16 protein-coding genes are annotated in these 16,012 nt (G+C 68.7%); all 16 read right to left on the bottom strand.

Annotated features, from left to right (window positions below; all coding sequences use genetic code 11):
- Positions 1-45: 45 nt before the first annotated feature.
- The 16 genes from IEZ21_RS20620 to IEZ21_RS20545 all read right to left on the bottom strand — a co-directional run bounded on the left by IEZ21_RS20620 (position 46) and on the right by IEZ21_RS20545 (position 15,896).
- On the bottom strand, positions 46-1,263 hold the full coding sequence (locus IEZ21_RS20620; RefSeq protein WP_189323385.1) for a 3-deoxy-7-phosphoheptulonate synthase: 1,218 nt from the start codon (positions 1,261-1,263) through the stop codon (positions 46-48).
- Positions 1,260-1,751: a PhzA/PhzB family protein gene (locus tag IEZ21_RS20615; RefSeq protein WP_189323384.1), complete on the bottom strand. Its 492-nt coding sequence runs from the start codon at positions 1,749-1,751 to the stop codon at positions 1,260-1,262. The genes IEZ21_RS20620 and IEZ21_RS20615 overlap by 4 nt, the downstream gene beginning before the upstream one ends.
- 83 nt (positions 1,752-1,834) lie before the next feature.
- Complete coding sequence (locus tag IEZ21_RS20610; RefSeq protein ID WP_189323383.1) at positions 1,835-3,382, bottom strand: class I SAM-dependent methyltransferase; 1,548 nt, start codon at positions 3,380-3,382, stop codon at positions 1,835-1,837.
- Positions 3,383-3,413: 31 nt separating this feature from the next.
- Entirely contained in the window at positions 3,414-4,799 is a 1,386-nt protein-coding gene (locus IEZ21_RS20605; RefSeq protein WP_189323382.1) for an aldehyde dehydrogenase family protein, read from the bottom strand.
- Positions 4,799-5,821: a phenazine antibiotic biosynthesis protein gene (locus tag IEZ21_RS20600; protein WP_246567957.1), complete on the bottom strand. Its 1,023-nt coding sequence runs from the start codon at positions 5,819-5,821 to the stop codon at positions 4,799-4,801. The genes IEZ21_RS20605 and IEZ21_RS20600 overlap by 1 nt, the downstream gene beginning before the upstream one ends.
- A 120-nt stretch (positions 5,822-5,941) precedes the next feature.
- Positions 5,942-6,970 (bottom strand): 3-oxoacyl-[acyl-carrier-protein] synthase III C-terminal domain-containing protein, encoded by a 1,029-nt coding sequence (locus IEZ21_RS20595; protein WP_189323380.1) that lies wholly within the window; start codon positions 6,968-6,970, stop codon positions 5,942-5,944.
- Between the two features lie 18 nt (positions 6,971-6,988).
- Entirely contained in the window at positions 6,989-7,246 is a 258-nt protein-coding gene (locus tag IEZ21_RS20590) for an acyl carrier protein (RefSeq protein WP_189323379.1), read from the bottom strand.
- Positions 7,243-8,781 carry an amino acid adenylation domain-containing protein gene (locus IEZ21_RS20585; RefSeq protein WP_213089330.1) on the bottom strand — a complete coding sequence of 513 codons (1,539 nt, stop codon included), beginning with the start codon at positions 8,779-8,781 and terminating at the stop codon, positions 7,243-7,245. The genes IEZ21_RS20590 and IEZ21_RS20585 overlap by 4 nt, the downstream gene beginning before the upstream one ends.
- Positions 8,782-8,956: 175 nt before the next feature.
- Positions 8,957-9,565 carry an NAD(P)H:quinone oxidoreductase gene (gene wrbA / locus IEZ21_RS20580; protein ID WP_189323377.1) on the bottom strand — a complete coding sequence of 203 codons (609 nt, stop codon included), beginning with the start codon at positions 9,563-9,565 and terminating at the stop codon, positions 8,957-8,959.
- A gap of 19 nt (positions 9,566-9,584) precedes the next feature.
- Positions 9,585-10,070 (bottom strand): flavin reductase family protein, encoded by a 486-nt coding sequence (locus IEZ21_RS20575; RefSeq protein WP_246567955.1) that lies wholly within the window; start codon positions 10,068-10,070, stop codon positions 9,585-9,587.
- A gap of 115 nt (positions 10,071-10,185) precedes the next feature.
- Positions 10,186-10,839, bottom strand: a complete 654-nt coding sequence (phzG, locus tag IEZ21_RS20570; RefSeq protein ID WP_189323375.1) for a phenazine biosynthesis FMN-dependent oxidase PhzG — start codon at positions 10,837-10,839, stop codon at positions 10,186-10,188.
- Between the two features lie 9 nt (positions 10,840-10,848).
- Positions 10,849-11,688 (bottom strand): PhzF family phenazine biosynthesis protein, encoded by an 840-nt coding sequence (locus IEZ21_RS20565; RefSeq protein WP_189323374.1) that lies wholly within the window; start codon positions 11,686-11,688, stop codon positions 10,849-10,851.
- A gap of 39 nt (positions 11,689-11,727) precedes the next feature.
- Positions 11,728-12,063 (bottom strand): hypothetical protein, encoded by a 336-nt coding sequence (locus IEZ21_RS20560; protein WP_189323373.1) that lies wholly within the window; start codon positions 12,061-12,063, stop codon positions 11,728-11,730.
- Positions 12,060-13,967, bottom strand: coding sequence for an anthranilate synthase family protein (locus tag IEZ21_RS20555; RefSeq protein ID WP_189323372.1), 1,908 nt, complete (start codon positions 13,965-13,967; stop codon positions 12,060-12,062). The genes IEZ21_RS20560 and IEZ21_RS20555 overlap by 4 nt, the downstream gene beginning before the upstream one ends.
- Positions 13,964-14,587, bottom strand: a complete 624-nt coding sequence (locus IEZ21_RS20550) for an isochorismatase family protein (protein ID WP_189323371.1) — start codon at positions 14,585-14,587, stop codon at positions 13,964-13,966. Before IEZ21_RS20550 ends, IEZ21_RS20555 begins: the two co-directional genes overlap by 4 nt.
- 97 nt (positions 14,588-14,684) lie before the next feature.
- The gene (locus tag IEZ21_RS20545; protein WP_213089329.1) at positions 14,685-15,896 is read right to left on the bottom strand and encodes an acyl-CoA dehydrogenase family protein; all 1,212 of its coding nucleotides are present in this window, start codon (positions 15,894-15,896) and stop codon (positions 14,685-14,687) included.
- Positions 15,897-16,012 lie beyond the last annotated feature (116 nt).

Genomic DNA, 16,012 nt, shown 5'->3' with positions numbered 1-16,012 from the left:
GGCGAGTGGACACCCGTCGACTGCCACCTGCGGAACCGGGCAGGGTCAGCAGGGTTCGTTGTGGAAGCGGGTTTCGGACCAGGCCGAGACCAAGGAGACGGCCTGCCGGGAGTTCAGCCGGGGATCGCAGAGGGTCGTGTACGGGGCGTCCGCGAACGTCATCGCGGACGCGTCCGCCACGCACTCGGTCACCTCGTCGGGCGTGGTCTCCAGGTGCAGCCCACCGGCCACACCGTCCGCCGCGGCCACCGCTTCCCGGAAGCGCTGGACCTCCCGGACCATGGTGTCGACGTGACGGGTCTTCCTGCCGTTGGGGGCGGGGACGGTGTTGCCGTGCATGGGGTCGCACAGCCAGATCACCGGGTGGCCCTCGGACCGCACCTTCCCGACCAGGGCCGGCAACCGGTCCGCGACCAGATCGGCTCCCATCCGGGCGATGAGGGTGAGCCGGCCCGCCTCCCGCAGGGGGTCGAGCCGCGCGCACAGGGCGAGGATCTCGTCCGCGCCCATCGTGGGGCCGACCTTGCACGCCACCGGGTTGATGACTCGGGCGAGCAACTCGACATGAGGGCCGTCCACTTGGCGGGTGCGTTCCCCGATCCACGGCCAGTGGGTGGATCCGAGCCAGAGCCGACCGTCTTCGAGCCAGCGGATCATGGGTACTTCGTAGTCCAGGAGCAGTGCCTCATGGCTGGTCCACACCACGGATCCGCCGTCGAGTGGAGTCCCGTCGCCCGACGTGCGCCAGCCGAGGCGCTTCATGATTTCGCTCGCGGCCATATAGCCGGTCAGCATGCGCAGCGGGTCCGGAGTCCGACTCTCCGGGTCGGACTCCGGGCTGTTGACCATGTGCCCCCGGTAGACGGGCAGGGTGAGGTCGCCGATCTGCTCCGTCGGGTTCGAGCGGGGTTTGGCGAACTGGCCGGCGATACGCCCGACGCGCAGCACCGGTGTGCGGGTCACCGTGCCCAGGGCGACGGCGAGCAGGTCGAGCAGGCCGGATTTTCGCCGCACATGCTGCTCCGTGCACTCGCCCGGATCCTCGGCGCAGTCACCGGCCTGCATCACGTGGACTTCACCGGCGGCGACCCGGGACAGGAGGGAACGCAGCGTGAGTACGGCGTCCGGACCGACCAGGGGAGGACTGGCACCGAGGATCTCCCGCACGCGACGAGCCTGCGTGGGATCACTCCATTCAGGCTGCTGCCGCGCCTTTTCCTGCCCGGCATGCACCGCGGACAGCGCGGAGGTCACAGGAGTCATGTCGGGATGCCTTCGCGACGGATCTCCGGTACGTCGATGCCCAGCGCCCGGAACTGCCGGCACGGGTTCATGAACTCGCGCTGCTGCTTGATCAGTCCGTTCTCGAAGAGGAACGAATGAATGAAGTGGTTCTCGTAGTAGCCCTCCGGATAGCCGGCGTAGACGATCTTTCCCCGGCCGTGGCACTCGACCCAGAACCGGTTGGGGTCCTGTGTGTCGAAGACTTCGATGTCGGTCCAGACCCAGTCTGGGAAGCACCGCAGGGACCACACGGCGTGCTCACCCAGCCGGTCCCGGCCGCGGATGACGATCGGCTCGCCGCTGTCCGTGGTCCACAGGCCGCCGATTCCGTCCTCGGTGAAGAGCAGGTGCCGCTTGAGACGGTCCTGGCCACGGGTGTTCATGTACTGCTCGACGATGGCGCGGTTGTGGTCACGGAGTTCCCTGTCGTCGGCCGGGGCCTGAGAGCGTGCGGTGTCGTGCGACATGGGTGTTTTGACCTTTCGTCACGGGTGGGGCGTTCTTTCTGTGGCATTGCGTTTGGGAATGTGGGGCTGCTCTTCGAGGTCTTTCAGGCGCGTGACCGACCGGCTGCCGAGTCCGTGAAATCCGGCTCGGGGAGCGCCTGCCGGTCCGGCGTACCGTCGGGGCGCAGGGGCAGCGCGTCGAGGGTGATGACCACGGCAGGAACCGACTGTTCGGGCACCCGTTCACGGAGCCAGGCCCGCAGCCTGGCGGAGAACCGGTTGGCACGGTGCGTGGCGGCCGGAACCTCGGAGAGGGTCGGCGAAGCAGCCGTCGCGCCAGGGCGGTACGTACCGGCGAGCGCCGTACGCAGGGGGTGCGGCCGTGGGGAGGTGAAGACGGCCTCGAAGTGGTCGGGACGGTCGGGACTGGGGACCAGGGCGATGTGCAGGCCCTGTTCGGAGGCCAGGCGGGTGAGGTCGTGGGGGTCCGTGCCCATCGGCTGGGCCAGCAGCCGCCGGGCACGGACGGCGTCACCCTCGGCGAGAGCGGCGCAGGCCCCTGCCTCGCCCGCGAGACGAGCGTTGGGGATGTCCGAGACGCGGACCGGCAGCGCGCCATCGCTCAGCCGGCCGGCCAGATGGTCGAGGTCCCGGACATCGCTGCCCCAGCGCAGCCGGGGGCAGTCGCCGACGTCGATGATGTCGTCGGCCGGAGCCTTGTGGAGGACGACATCGAAGCGGTGGCGGGAGATCTCGTTGTGGAACGCGCCCTGTTCGAGCTGGATGTCGACTGCGGCGACCGCGGGGGAGACGGAGGGAAAGGCGGCGAAGTAGTCGGGATGGATGAGGAGTTCCTCGTCCCGGCCCCGGCTCTTGTCGACGGCCCTGGTGAGGGCGGCCGCGTCGGTGCCGGGCGTACGGCCGAGCGCCACGGCGGTGTGGAAGTAGTCGACGCTCCTCAGGTCCCGGCTGTCACCGATGAAGAAGGAGCCACCAGGGACGAGGAGGGACAGCGCCCGGTTGATCACCGTGGTGAGGTAGTCACCGCTGGGAAAACACTGGGTGACGGAGTTGATGACGATGGTGTCGAAGTAGTCGGCCGGGAGTCCGTCCACGCGGTCGGCGGCCTGTGCCCGGAGGGTGACTCGGTCGGCGAGCCGGGGGTCTTCCTTGATGTGGCGGGAAAGCTCGTCGATCGCGGTGGTGGACACGTCGGTGGCCCAGTAGGTCTCGCAGTCGGGCGCGAGCACGGAGAGCAGAAGTCCGCTGCCGGCGCCGATTTCCAGGACGCGGCGCGGACGGAGCCGACGGATGCGGTCCACGGTGGCGTCACGCCACTGCCGCATGGCGTCGATATCGATGGGTCGGCCGTCGTAACTGCTGTTCCAGCCGGAGAAGTTCTCCCCGAACCGGACGGCGGGCGAAGCGGTGTAGACACGGTCGTAGATCTCCTGCCACTCCTCCACCCGGGCCCGAGCGCCCCCTCCTCCGCCGTCGGCGGTGTGGGGGGTGGGCACCACATAGGCGACCAGGCGCGGGTCGTCGGCTTGCCGTGGCGTGTCCCAGGGGATGACGAGTGCTTGCGCGACCCGGTCGTGCTGAGTCAGGACGTTCTCGATCTCGCCCGGTGCGGCACCGTTCTTGTCGGGCATGTCTCTCGCTTCCTTCGGACTTCGGGCGGTGTCAGTCGCGGATGATGGTCTTGCTGCGCATGAGGAACTCGGCGAGATATCCGTCGTGTGGGAGCCCGGACTCCATGAAGTGCGTGCGATGGTCCCCGACATAGACGTTGCTGATGGTGGGCTCTGCGATCAGCCGGTCGATCAGCCGGTCGTCACGAGTGATCGCGTTGAGGACGAGGCTGTTCCGCAGGGGAGCCACACCGTCCTGGGGCGTCCAGGGCGCGACCCAGACACAGGGGAAGGGCAGTTCGACGCCCGCCTGCGGGGCGTCGGGCCGGTCGAGTTGATGGATCGCGGGACGCAGCGCGGCACCGCCGTCCTTCAGGTCCTCGACGATGCCGTCGCCGCCGAGCCAGGGGCGGGTGCCCGCCGCCATACGGAGCAGATACGCCTCGATGGCCCGCGCGGCGGCGGCCGGCTGCACCGGCAGCACCGCTTCCTCGTCCTCCGGGGGCAGCCCAACCGGTGCGGAGAGCCGCTCGACGAGTGCCGCACACAGCGGCGCCGGATCACCCTCCATGTAGATCGCCGTGGTGTTCACACATCCGGTGCCGCCGTGTCCGCTCACGGAGTCGACGATCGTGTCGAGATGCGCGCGCCAGTCCACGTCGGCGGTCAGCAGGATCTTCGACCGCCCCGGCCCCTGGATCAGTACGGTCGGATCGCCCGCGAACTTACGGACGATGTCCTCACCGCCGTACACCATGCCCAGGTCGGCACCGCGCACCAAGCTGTCCGCCTGCGTGTGGTCGGTGGGCAGCAGCACCACCTGGTCGTCGGGGAAGCCCGCGGTGCGCAGTGCCGTGATGAGCCGGTGGGGGGTGAAGGGATCGCGGCGGGAGGGCCGGACCGCGACGCGCCAGCCCAGCGCGAGCGCCTCCGGCCAGAGGCTGTGGGGGCCCGGGTGGTTGCCCGCCGCATGGACGGCGAACACGTCGCCCCTGCGTGACCACACACCACGGCCGGTCCGGGTGAGCGGATCCCGCCAGTCGTTGACCGTGCCGGCGGGTCGCGCCCGCTGGACGCTGTCGTACACCCGGGACAACCGTGCCGCGGTGGTGCGCATGGCCCGGCGCACCACGGAGATCGGTACGCCGCCCACTCGGCTGACGGTGTGCACGTACTCCTCGGGCGACTGGCCGGACAGCGTGGACGTCGCGAAGAGTTCGGCCGCGCGGACGATCAGACCGATCCGCTCGTCCGCCGGCAAGGGGCTCGTACGGCGCAGCGCGCGCAGCGTCCGGTTGACGAACAGCGAGGGAACCAGGCTCAGTTCGGCCACGGACCTGCCGGAGACATCCGTGACGTCCATGCGGTTCCGAGCCCGGTAGCTGCCGCCCGCGCCCAGTGCTTCGAGGCGCAGCGGACCGGAGGGCGGGCCGGCCATCAGTAGACCCCTTCGATGACGGTCTCGTTCTCGAACACCGCGACCGGGGCGATGTCCGCGACCGAGTCGCCGACGCCGTCCTCGGGCGGGGCGACTCGGGTGGCGAGGTCGCGCTCCAGGTTGTTCGGGAGCAGGAACGACTTGCTGACATGGCTGACGAGGACCCGGCCGCGTTCGCCGTACCCCACCGTCCGGAGGTTCTCCGGGTCCACGACCGAGAACGTCACGTAGGGGCTGGGGGCGTCGAAGACACAAGGGCCGGGGTCGGGCAGGCCGGGGCGTTCGCCGGCCATTCCCAGGATCATGGTGCTGCCGTAGTTCCCGCACAGAACCGTCCCGGGGAAGATCTCGGTGCGGTAGAGGTGCCGGGAATCCGGGTCCAGTTGGGTACCGCCCCACCTGATGGCGTGCACCTTCTCGTTGACCAGCTCCACCAGATCGTCCCGCTGGGCGAGCCGCTCCAGCAGTGACGGCGTAATGGTGAGAACACCGATGTCCTGTGACCGCAGAACGAACTCGGCCTGGTCGATGAGGTGTTCGGCGTAGGCGCCGGCGTCACGGCCCTTGCCCTGTGCGATGAGTCTCTTCACCCAGCGCGGATCCAGATCGATCGTGAATCCGCGGGTGCCGTGGGTGTCCGCGGACCGGCGGAAGTATTCGCCGACGATATGCGGTCCGGTGGGCACTATGCCCAGCCAGTTGGCGCCGCGCTCGAATCCGTGCGCATCCAGGTTCGCGTTGCTGGTGGCCAGCATGCGATCCAGCCAGTCCCGCAGCAGCACGACCCGTTTCGGCGCACCGGTGGTGCCGCCGCTCTCGAAAACACCGACCGCATCCGGGCGGGCACCGTACCCGCGGGGAATCAGATCCTCGACACGGACGTTCCGGAGTTCGGCGGCGACATTCGGAAACAGTTTGAGGTCTTCGTGCGTCTTGACGTCCGTACGGGGATCGAATTCAAGGGTCCGAGCGCGTTCCAGCCAGAACGGACTGCCGGTTTCCGGACCGAAATGCCATTCCATGGCGGATTTGATGAATTCCTCCGGATCGGGGTGTTCCCCGAACGGAAGCTCAAGTGGCCGCGTGGCAGGCGACGGCACAGCGGTTCCCCTTCCTCTCGGATGTTCCTCTCAGAGGCGCCATCAGATCTGGATCAACGTGGCGGACCAGCGGCCCGTCGAGATGCCGCAGAGGGCCACCACCTCGCCGGCCGCCAGCTCGCCGCGCTCCAACTGCAGCCCTAGCGAGACCAGTTGGTCTGCGGCGCCCATGTGACCGTGGTCCGGCGCGAGGCCGGCGTTGGTGCGCTCCAGCGGCAGCCCCAGCGGCTCCGCGACGGCGGAGATACTCGCGGCGCTGTCATTGAGATAGATGAGATGGGCGATCTCGCCGCGGTCGATTCCCGCCCTCGTACAAGCGGCATCGATCACCTCCACGAGCCGCTCGTAGCGGTTTTCCAGGAAACGCTGGAAGCTGTCCGGGTCATTGGCGAACTGTTCGCGGATGCGCGCATGGCCGCCCGGTGCGGTGAGACTCGACCAGCCCTCCGGCGGCACGGGGTTGACGGCGCCGCCGAAGTCGATACGGAGGAGATCACTGTGTTCGGGATCGGTGAACTGCTCACTCGCCAGCCATCGGTTGGACGCGTGGTCCCGCCGCAGCACGACGGCGACGGCCGCGTCACTCAGCACCGTGTTGATCAGGTTCATCCGGTTGCGGTGGAACTCGCTGATCCTGTTCACCGCCACGAACAGCGCGGTGTCGACCTCGGGCTGCATCGCCATCGTCGAGGCCACGTAGTACGGGCCGTGCACACCGGCCCCGCAGCCCTCGGTGAGCAGGAGGGTCTGGGCACGCTCGATCTTCAGCTCACGGGCGAGAACGGCGGCGCCGTCCCACGACAGGTACTCCGGAACGTCCGAGACCGCGAGCACGACCAGATCCAGCGCGTCCGCGCTCAGTCCGATCCGGCCGAGAGCCTGCTGCGCCGCAGCCGCGGCGAGGTCGGTGGCCTGTACGCCGTCGGGAGCGCGGTGGAAGGTGCGGTAGCCCCAGTTGAGCACTCGCTCGGGGTCGCGTACGTAGGTGCCGGCGACGGACGCCACGTCCTGGTCCTCACCGAACGCGTAGCCGAAGCTGCTGATCCCAAGGTTCACTATCGGGCCGGCCATCACATTCTCCCTCTTCTCTCAGGTTCGGATGACTCGGGATGCCAAATCCGCCGCGGCAGCGGCGAGGTCCTTCTCGAAGAGGACCATCAGGTCGTAGTCGGCACCGAAGCGTTCCTTGGCGTATTTGCCAAGCCGGAGTGCGAGGACGGAATGTCCGCCCAGATCAAGGAAATTGTCGTCCGGTGACACATCGGGCTCGTCAAGGATCTCTGCCACCCATTCGATGGTCAGCCGCTGAATCTCCGTCACCTGATCCGTGGCGGGGTTTTTGCTCATCGAGCACGCTCCCTTTCCTTTTCCCAGAGCCGAACCACTTCGGCTCGGTCGACTTTTCCGTTGACGGTGCGGGGTAGGCGGGGCAGCGGCTGATAGCCGGTCGGCCGCATGTAGGTCGGCAGCAGGTCCTTGACGTGGGCGCGCAGGTCCCGTGTGCCGACCGGGTCCTTGTCGTCGGCCGGTACATAGGCGCACACCAGCCGCTCGTCCCCGGGCGCGAACTCACGCACCCACACCACCGCGTCGGCGACCCGGCTGTGGGACTGCACCGCCGCCTCGATATCGCTGAGCTCGATCCGATGCCCGCGCAGTTTCACCTGAAGGTCGGCTCGTCCGTGAAAGACCAGATCGCCTCCGGGGCGCAGGCTCACCAGGTCACCGGAACGGTAGTAGCGCACCACGGGGCCGCCATCGGGCGATGGTGCCGGTGCCGGACCGCTGACAAAACGTTCGGCATTGAGTTCCGGCCGGTTGAGGTAGCCCTTGCTGAGCTGCGGACCGGACAGCCACAGTTCGCCCTGTTCACCGGCCTTGGCGTCCCGGCCGTCCGAGGCGACGACGCGGAAGCCGAATCCGGGCAGTGGACGGCCGATGACGGAGGCGTCTCCGTCGAGGTCCTCCTGGGTCACCTCGTGGAAGGTGGTGTGCACGGTGGTCTCGGTGATCCCGTACATGTTGACGAGCGTCGGCCGGTTCAGCCCGAAGCGTTTGGCCCAGGGCCGGACCGTGCCGGGCAGGAGCTTCTCGCCGTCGAAGATCACATAGCGCAGCCGCGGCAGGACGGCGTCCTCGCGAAGCACCGCGGCGGAGAGCTCGCTGAAGGCGGTGGGCGTCTGGTTCAGGACCGTGATGTCGTGCTCCGCGAGGAACCGCAGGCAGCGCTCCGGGGAACGGGCCGTCCAGGGCGGCATGATCACCAGCCGGGCGCCGGTGGAGAGCGGGCCCCATATCTCCCACACGGAGAAGTCGAAGGCGATGGAGTGGAAGAGCAGCCAACGATCGGCCGCGGAGAACGAGAACTTCTCCGCCGCGCCCGCGAGCAGTGCGATGACCGCGCCGTGGTGGATGGGTACGCCCTTCGGCTGCCCCGTGGTGCCGGAGGTGTAGATGACGTACGCGGTGTCGTCGGGACCCGGCAGCCACGACGGTGCGTCGGCCGGACCGGCAGGCGGGAGGGGCGTGCCCTTGAGCTCGGTCACACTCTCCTGGCCGATGACGGGAATCCCGTCGACGGCACAGCCGTCCGGGTCCCCGATGAACGCGACGGCCTGGCTGTCCTGGACGATGAACCGGTTCCGCGCCGGGGGATTGCGCACCTCGAGTGGCACATAGCTCGCCCCCGTCCGGAGCACTCCCACCATCGACGCGATGGCCTCGGCGCTCGCCGGCATCCGTAGAGCGACACGATCGCCGCGGCCCACGCCGTGGGAACGCAGCAGCGAGCTGATCGCGAGCGACCACGCGTCGAGTCGCCGGTACGAGACGGACGTCCCGTCGGCGGTCAGTGCGGTGCCCTCGCTGTGCTCCGCGACCACGGCGGTGAACGCCTCGACGAGCGTCCGAGGAACCTCGTGCCCGGGTGCTCCGCTTTCCGGAGGAGTTCTCAGTCCGATTTCCGGCCCGGTTTCTGACCCGCTTTCCGGGGGCCGGGTGCTTCCCGTTTCCATGTCTTTCCTCCCGTCTGCTGTGTTCAGCTCTGCGCTGTTCTGTTCAACCGGCTTTGATGGCGCGCGCGAATCTCACCACTCGTTCCGCCTGGACCCGGGCCGCATTACGGGTGGTGTCGTCCACCGGCTGGGTGCCGCCCCTGGTGTGGTGCGCGGTGCCGTAGGGATTGCCGTCGGCGAACTTCTCGGGGCGGGTGTAACCAGGGGCGACGACGATTCCGCCGAAGTGGTGGAACGAGGTGGTCAGCGCCAGCAGAGTGGACTCCTGGCCGCCGTGCAGACTGCTGGTGGCGGTGAACGCGCTGTAGACCTTGTCGGCCAGCAGTCCCTCGCGCCAAGCGTCACCGAGCGAATCGAGGAAGCTTTTCAGCTGGGCCGACACATTGCCGAACCGGGTCGGAGACCCCATGATCACCGCGTCGGCCCACAGCAGGTCCTCGACAGTGGCGCAGTGCACATCAGCTGTGGCGGAGGCATGTGCGGACCACGCCGGGTTCGAGGCGATCGCGGAAGGCTGGGCGAGTTCGGAAACCTTGCGCAGCCGGACCTCGGCACCGGTCTTCTCGGCGGCCTCGGCGACTTCCCGGGCGATCTCGGCCACGGTCCCGGTGGCGGAGTAGTAGACGACGGAGACATTGACGGTGGCGCTCATGGCGAGGGCTCCTCCGGGCTCACCAGTCGGTGAGGTGCAGTGCGCTCAACTGCCGGTCCTCCGGGCAGTCGCTGGGCGCGGGTCGGGCGAACGAGCGGTCGTAGTAGACGAGTGGGGTCCGGTCAGTGACGTAGGTCGCCTCGACGCGACCGATGAGGACGCTGTGGTCGCCGACGTCGAGGACGGAGTGCATGGAGCAGGCGACCCGGACACAGGTGCCGGGCAGGCCGGGCAGACCCAGCTCGCACGACTCCATGTCGCTCCCTGCGAACCGGTCGATTCCCGAGGCGGCGAAGCGGCGGGCGACGCCGCCCTGTTCGTGCGCCAGCACATTGATCAGAAAGTGCCGTGCCCCGGTGAAGGCGGCGTGGGTGCTGGCGTGCTTGTCCAGGCAGACCAGGACGAGGGGAGGCTCCAGCGACACGGAGCTGAACGAAGTGGCGGTGAAGCCCCAGCGCTTCCCGGCGGCGTCGACCGTGGTGACGACCGTCACGGGGCCGGGCACACGAGCCAGCGTGCGCGTGAAAACCGTGCGTTGCATAGCGTCGGCACTTTCTGCAGGCGGTCAGAGTGGCAGGGACAGGGCGGCAGATGGGCGGAGCGGGGGCGGGCAGTGGCCGTCAGGGCTGCAGCCGTTCCACCCGCCATTCGCCGACGTCATGGCGGTAGCGCAGCCGACGGTGCAGACGGTCTGGGGCGGCGGACCAGAACTCGACCTCCGCCGGGGCGAGCAGGTAACCGACGAAGCGATCGGGGCGGGGCAGAGCGTCACCTACGTCCGCGAGCCGACGGGCCTCGGCGCGCAGTGCGGACACGTCGGGAAGCGGCTCGCTCTGTCTGGAGGCCGTCGACATGGAGTGCAGCGGGACGGGGCGAGCCGCCCACAGGGCGTCCGACTCCGCCGCGCCGAGTTCCGAGACCGGCCCGGACAGGGCCATTTGCCGGCCGGTCTCGCGCCAGTAGAACAGCCCGGACGCCCAGCCGGTGTCGGCCAGTTCCCGCCCCTTGCGGCTGGTGCGGTGACTGGTGAACACCAGGCCGCGGTCACTGAGTTCCGTGAAGGTGACGATGCGGTTGGAAGGACGGCCTTGAGGGGTCGTGGTGGCCAGTGCCAGGGAGCGGGGCTCGCGGGTTCCGCTCTCGACGGCCTCGGCCATCCAGCGCTGGACCAGACCCATGGGTTCGGGCGGCGGCAGCGCGTACTCGGGGAAGTCGAGCTCGGCGTCCGCGGTGAGCGATTCGAAGCGGCTGCTGTTCGCGTACGACCTGTTCACACGATCTCCTTAGACGCAGATGGTGCCGCGGGCGACGACTGTGCCATGGCCCCCGACGTGTACGGCGCTGACGTGGTCGCCCGTGCCGTCGGCGGTGGCCCGCATGAGCGAGGGCCTGCCCATTTCGACGCCCTGGAGGATCTTGATGTCCTCGCCGTACGCGACGTGGCCGTGCCGGGCGAGGTGAATGGCCAGCGGCCCCGCGGCCGACCCGGTCGCCGCGTCCTCGACCACGCCGTACGCCGGGGAGAACATCCGCGTGCGCCAGTGGGTGCCCTCGCCCGCGAAGCAGTTGGCGGCCATGTCGGGAAACTGGGCCAGCGCCCGGTGGTCGGGGTGCAGCGCGGACAGTGCCGCCACGCTCTCCAGCCCGACGAAGACATGTCGGGGACCATTGCGGTAGATCTCGACCCTGGCGGTCGAGGAGTCGACGCCGAGCGCGGCCAGCAGTGCCGCCTCGTGTTCGTAGGGCTGCCAGGTGGGGACGGGCTGGCGCATACGGACGGCCACCGAGTCGTCCTCGTTGTCCAGCACGATCTCGCACGGGATGACACCCATGGCCGTCTCGATCCGCAGCCGGTCCTGCTTCATGGTGAGGCCCAGGGCTACGGCGGTGCCGAGCATCGGGTGTCCCGCGAAGGGCAGTTCGTTGACCGGGGTGAAGATCCTTATCCGGACGTCGCCGGAGCCCTCGGCCGGCAGGACGAAGGTGACCTCGGAGAGGTTCATCTCCCGGGCGATGCGCTGCATCGTGTCGGCTGTCAGGTCGGCGCTGTCGAAAAAGACGGCCACCGGGTTGCCTTCGAGCGGCTTGCGGGCGAAGGCGTCCACGACCATGTACTCGTGCACAGGCAGACTCCTGGCGGGGTTGTGGGGGTGTGGGAGGACTCAGACCATGAGCGCGTGGCCGAGACCGTGGAGGGCGGGGAGCGAGTGGATTCCCTCGACCGTGGCCTCGATCTCGAACCGCTCGCGGTGGGTGGGCGGCCCACCGATCAGCTCGGCCGCGCGGTTGGCCGGCAGCGCCCCGTCCGCTGGGCGGTCCGCCTCCCAGAGCATCACCGCGCCCCAGCGATTGGCCCCGCTGTCGGCCATCCACAACTTCAACAGCAGACCGGGCACCTTCGTCCACGGCCCGACGGCTTCGTTCCGCAGGTGTTCGCGGAGGGATTCGATGGTCTGCGGGGATCCGTCCAGATCCCACCATGCGATGTCGACCCTCATCGGCCCAACGCCTCCCGGACTGCTGCCGCGGTGATACGGGGACCATCGACGGTGAGTACCGACTCGGCGTGGAACTGCATGGACGAGAAGTGCGGGCCGCGCAGCGCGTGCACCTCATGGGTCTCACGATCGCGGCTGACGTGCACCGGGCCGAACTCTTCGGGGGCCAGCTTGTCCTCGGCACTGTGCGCGGCGTAGGTGTTGTAGAAACCCACCCGTTCCCGGCCGCCGAACAGGTCGATCTCCCGCTGCACCCCCTGGTTGGGGATGTCCCGGCGGACCAGGTCGAGCCCGAGTCGCAGGCTGAGCACCTGATGGCTCAGGCACACGGCCACGAAGGGGCGGCGCTCGGTGAGCAGGGCGTCCACCGCCGACCGAAGATGGGCGATCCTCGGGTTGTCCACTGCGCGGGGGTCGCCGGGTCCGGGTCCCAGTACGACGATGTCGTTCCCGTCGAAGGAGTACGGCTCGTCGAAGCGCCGGGTCGTCACCGACAGACCCAGCGCAACGAGCTGTTGGCTCATCATCGCGGTGAAGGTGTCCTCGGCGTCGATGACGAGGGCCCGGATCCCTGCCAGCCCGATGGATTCCTCGGACCGGTCCGAGTCGTCCCGCAACCAGAAGTCAGCAATCCCCGTGTTGCGACGCTCCAGTGCCGCGCGGACCTCGGGATGGGTACTGAAGCGGGTGTTCTCCTCGGTTTCCCAGGCGGCGAGCAGTCCGGACACCTTGGCGTGGGTCTCCGCGACCTCCGCGTCCCGGTCCGAGTGACGTACGAGCGTCGCACCGACGCCGATGCGTATCCGGCCTTCCGGATCGATATCGGCGGTGCGGATGAGGATGGCGGAGTCGAGGACGCGCTCACCATTGGCGTCGTGGCCGATCAGCGCCGCGATTCCACCGTAGTAACCGCGCCCTTCCGGCTCGTAGCGCCGAATGATGCGGGCGGCGCTCTCCAGCGGACTGCCGGTGACCGTCGGGGCGAACATCGTCTCGTGCAGGATCTCGCGTATGTCCCGCCCGGTCCGGCCCTCGATGAAGTACTCGGTGTGTGCCAGCCGCGCCATCTCCTTGAGGTAGGGCCCGACGACCCGACCACCGTCGTCGCAGATCCGCGCCATCATCTTGAGTTCTTCGTCGAGCACCATGTAGAGCTCGTCGGTCTCTTTGCGGTCGGCGAGGAACTCGGTGATGCCCTGGAGGGTCGGGCCGGTCGGCGGGTAGCGGTAGGTGCCGCTGATCGGGTTCATCACGGCGGTGCCGCCGCTGAGCGAGATGTGGCGCTCGGGGGTGGCGCCGACGAAGGTCCGTCCTTCGAGGTGGATGGCGAAGGTCCAGTACGCACCCTCCTCACGGCTCAGCAGTCGGCAGAACAGCGACAGGGCGGTCCTCGGGGAGTAGTCGCCGATGTCGGCCAGAAAGGAACGTTTGATCACAAAGTTGGAGCCCGAACCGGTGCCGATCTCGTCCTTGACGATCCGATGGACGATGTCGGCGTACTCGTCGTCCGCCACATCGAATCGCCCGCCGGCCAGCCGCACCGGCAGGTCGGAGACCTTGCTCATGAGTTCGGGCAGCGTCGTGGTTTCCTGACCGGTGATGGTCATGGCCATCAGCGGGGCCCCGTCGTCGTGCACGGTGAACCCTCGTTCGGCGATCTGCCGGTAGGGGACGACCGCGAGAACCTCGTGTGCCGGGCCACTGCTCCCGGCCGGGATTTCTGGGAGCGGGATGCCGGCCAGCGAGGCATGCGTGGACACATCGCCCACGAGTACGTCAACCGTGCCCGAACCACCGCTGTCCGGCCGATGAAGCAGCGCGAAGGCGGAGAGCTCGGCGGAAGACTCAAGGGCGAGAATCCGGTCGAGCAGTCCAGAACCGGTGGTCTCATCGCGCGCCGTCATGCGAGCACCTCCCCGGCCGGGAGGACCATCCCGCAGCGTTGTGCCACGTAATCCATGGCGAGCCGGTGGTACGCGGCGGAGAAGTCGCCGACGGCATCCGCCACCAGGAACGGCTGGATGTCGTTGGCGAACGCCTCCAGCGCGGTGGCCAGCAGGCCGACGTGCGCGTAGACGCCGCACAGGATGATCTGATCGCGGCCCGACTCCCGTATCCACTCCAGCAGTTCGGACCGGAAGAAGCCGCTGTACCGCCATTTCGTGAAGGTCCGGTCTTCCGCGGCGGGCGCGAGCTCGGCCACCACCTCGCGGTCGGCGGGCTCGGTACGCATTCCGGGGCCCCAGAAGTCCTTGAGCAGCCCGCGTTGCTCGTCGGTCATCCCGCCGGGCTGCGCGGTGTATGCGGTCGGCACTCCCAGCGCGGCGCAGCGTTTCCTCAACTGTGCTGTGTTGTATATGAGTTGGCTGCGCAGGGGGTCGGGGAGCGGCTTGAGGAAGTAGTGCTGCATGTCGTGGACGAGCAGCACCGCGCGCTCCGGGGCCGGGGTCCACTGGGCGAGGTTCCCGGGCAACTCGCCTTTGGTCGGCAGTGAATAGGATGCGACGGGCGGTATGCCAGCCATCAGGCATCTCCTTTGTCAGGCGCTGCGAAGGTTTCGAGCGCCGCAGACGGACGTGCGTAGCCATGCGTCCGGCGCCCGGCCGGAGCCTTTGCCGGCCTCACACCAGGAGGCTGATCTCCCGCGGGTCCTTGCCGACCAGCGCACGGCCGTAGACCTGCTGCGGGATGCCCATGCCGAAGCCGGCGTGCCGGCTGCCGACATTGACGTCGCGCCAGATCCGCTGGAGCGGATTGGACTCGGCGAAGGCCGACGAGCCATAGGCGGTGAGCAGGATGTCCACCGCTTCCCGGCAGAGCTGGGTGACCTGCGTGGAGTCCATGCGCGCACGGGCCCGCGTGACGACATCCGGGTTCTCGCCCGCCGAGGCGAACCGGTCGATGCGGTCCGTGAGGGCCGTCGCGAGCAGCCTGGCGGATTCGATCTTCGTCGCGGCGGCCGCCAGATCGAGCTGCAGGGTCGGCGACTCGGTCTGTTTCGCATAGGTGGAACCGGCCACGGGCCGGGTCGACGCCTTCTCCTGGACGTAACGGAACGCCGCGTCCGCGCCGCCGATGAGCGATCCGATCAGGCCGACGCAGAAGATCCCGGTGAAGCTGTTCCGGTAACGGTGGCCGGCGTCGATCAGGCCGTCCGTCTCACCGTTGAGGACCGGCACATACGGCAGAAGACGGTGCCGGGGAACGAAGACGCGTTCGGCGACCACGGTGTTGCTGCCGGTCCCCCGCATGCCGGCGAAGTGCCAGGTGTCCTTGACCGACAGCTCGTCCATTGGCATGAGGGCGAACTGCACGACCGGTTTGCCGGCGTCGGCGCCGTCGACGACGAGGCCGCCCATCCACTCCGCATGCAGGGAGCCGGAGGCGTAGGGCCACTGGCCGCTGATGAGCACGCCGCCCTCCGTCTCCTCGACCCCGTTCGAGGGCCTGCCCAGGACGAACGCCGTCCGGGCGTCCGGATTTCCGCCCCACACCTCGTCCTGGGCCGCTTCCGGGAACAGCGACACCACGAAGTTCCCGGCGTTCACGACGCCGGTGACCCATGCCGCGGAGCAGCAGCCGCGGCCGACTTCGACAGCGACTTCCAGCAGCGTTCGGATGTCGGTCTGGTGACCACCCAGCCGCTTCGGGGTCATCAGCCGCATGAGTCCTGACTCGGTGAGCGCCGTCACGGCCTCGTCGGTCAGACGGTGCGTGCGGTCGGCCTCCGCGGCAGCCTCCCAGAGCCGCTCGCGCAGAGCGGCCGCTCGTGCCACCAACTCGGTGCGGTCCGGGGACCGCTCCGCCGCGACGGCGTCTGTGTCTACCAGCACACTCGATTCCTTTCGTGTTCTGTCGGCCCCGAAGCCGCCGAAGGCGCCGGGTCGGCCTGCGAAGTCGTGTTCTCGCGGCTCAGGGAGCGGGGCGAGCGCACGAGTCGGGCGAGTCA

Origin of the sequence: Streptomyces flaveus, from assembly GCF_014647675.1 — a bacterium.
Lineage (GTDB): Bacteria > Actinomycetota > Actinomycetes > Streptomycetales > Streptomycetaceae > Streptomyces > Streptomyces flaveus.
This window is presented reverse-complemented; position numbering and strand designations above follow the sequence as displayed.

Bases quoted from the DNA above. Each gene is read 5' to 3' on its own strand.
- IEZ21_RS20620 (WP_189323385.1), bottom strand. From the start codon at position 1,263: ATGACTCCTGTGACCTCCGCGCTGTCCGCGGTGCATGCCGGGCAGGAA.
- IEZ21_RS20615 (WP_189323384.1), bottom strand. From the start codon at position 1,751: ATGTCGCACGACACCGCACGCTCTCAGGCCCCGGCCGACGACAGGGAA.
- IEZ21_RS20610 (WP_189323383.1), bottom strand. From the start codon at position 3,382: ATGCCCGACAAGAACGGTGCCGCACCGGGCGAGATCGAGAACGTCCTG.
- IEZ21_RS20605 (WP_189323382.1), bottom strand. From the start codon at position 4,799: ATGGCCGGCCCGCCCTCCGGTCCGCTGCGCCTCGAAGCACTGGGCGCG.
- IEZ21_RS20600 (WP_246567957.1), bottom strand. From the start codon at position 5,821: ATGGAATGGCATTTCGGTCCGGAAACCGGCAGTCCGTTCTGGCTGGAA.
- IEZ21_RS20595 (WP_189323380.1), bottom strand. From the start codon at position 6,970: ATGGCCGGCCCGATAGTGAACCTTGGGATCAGCAGCTTCGGCTACGCG.
- IEZ21_RS20590 (WP_189323379.1), bottom strand. From the start codon at position 7,246: ATGAGCAAAAACCCCGCCACGGATCAGGTGACGGAGATTCAGCGGCTG.
- wrbA (WP_189323377.1), bottom strand. From the start codon at position 9,565: ATGAGCGCCACCGTCAATGTCTCCGTCGTCTACTACTCCGCCACCGGG.
- IEZ21_RS20560 (WP_189323373.1), bottom strand. From the start codon at position 12,063: ATGAGGGTCGACATCGCATGGTGGGATCTGGACGGATCCCCGCAGACC.
- IEZ21_RS20555 (WP_189323372.1), bottom strand. From the start codon at position 13,967: ATGACGGCGCGCGATGAGACCACCGGTTCTGGACTGCTCGACCGGATT.
- IEZ21_RS20550 (WP_189323371.1), bottom strand. From the start codon at position 14,587: ATGGCTGGCATACCGCCCGTCGCATCCTATTCACTGCCGACCAAAGGC.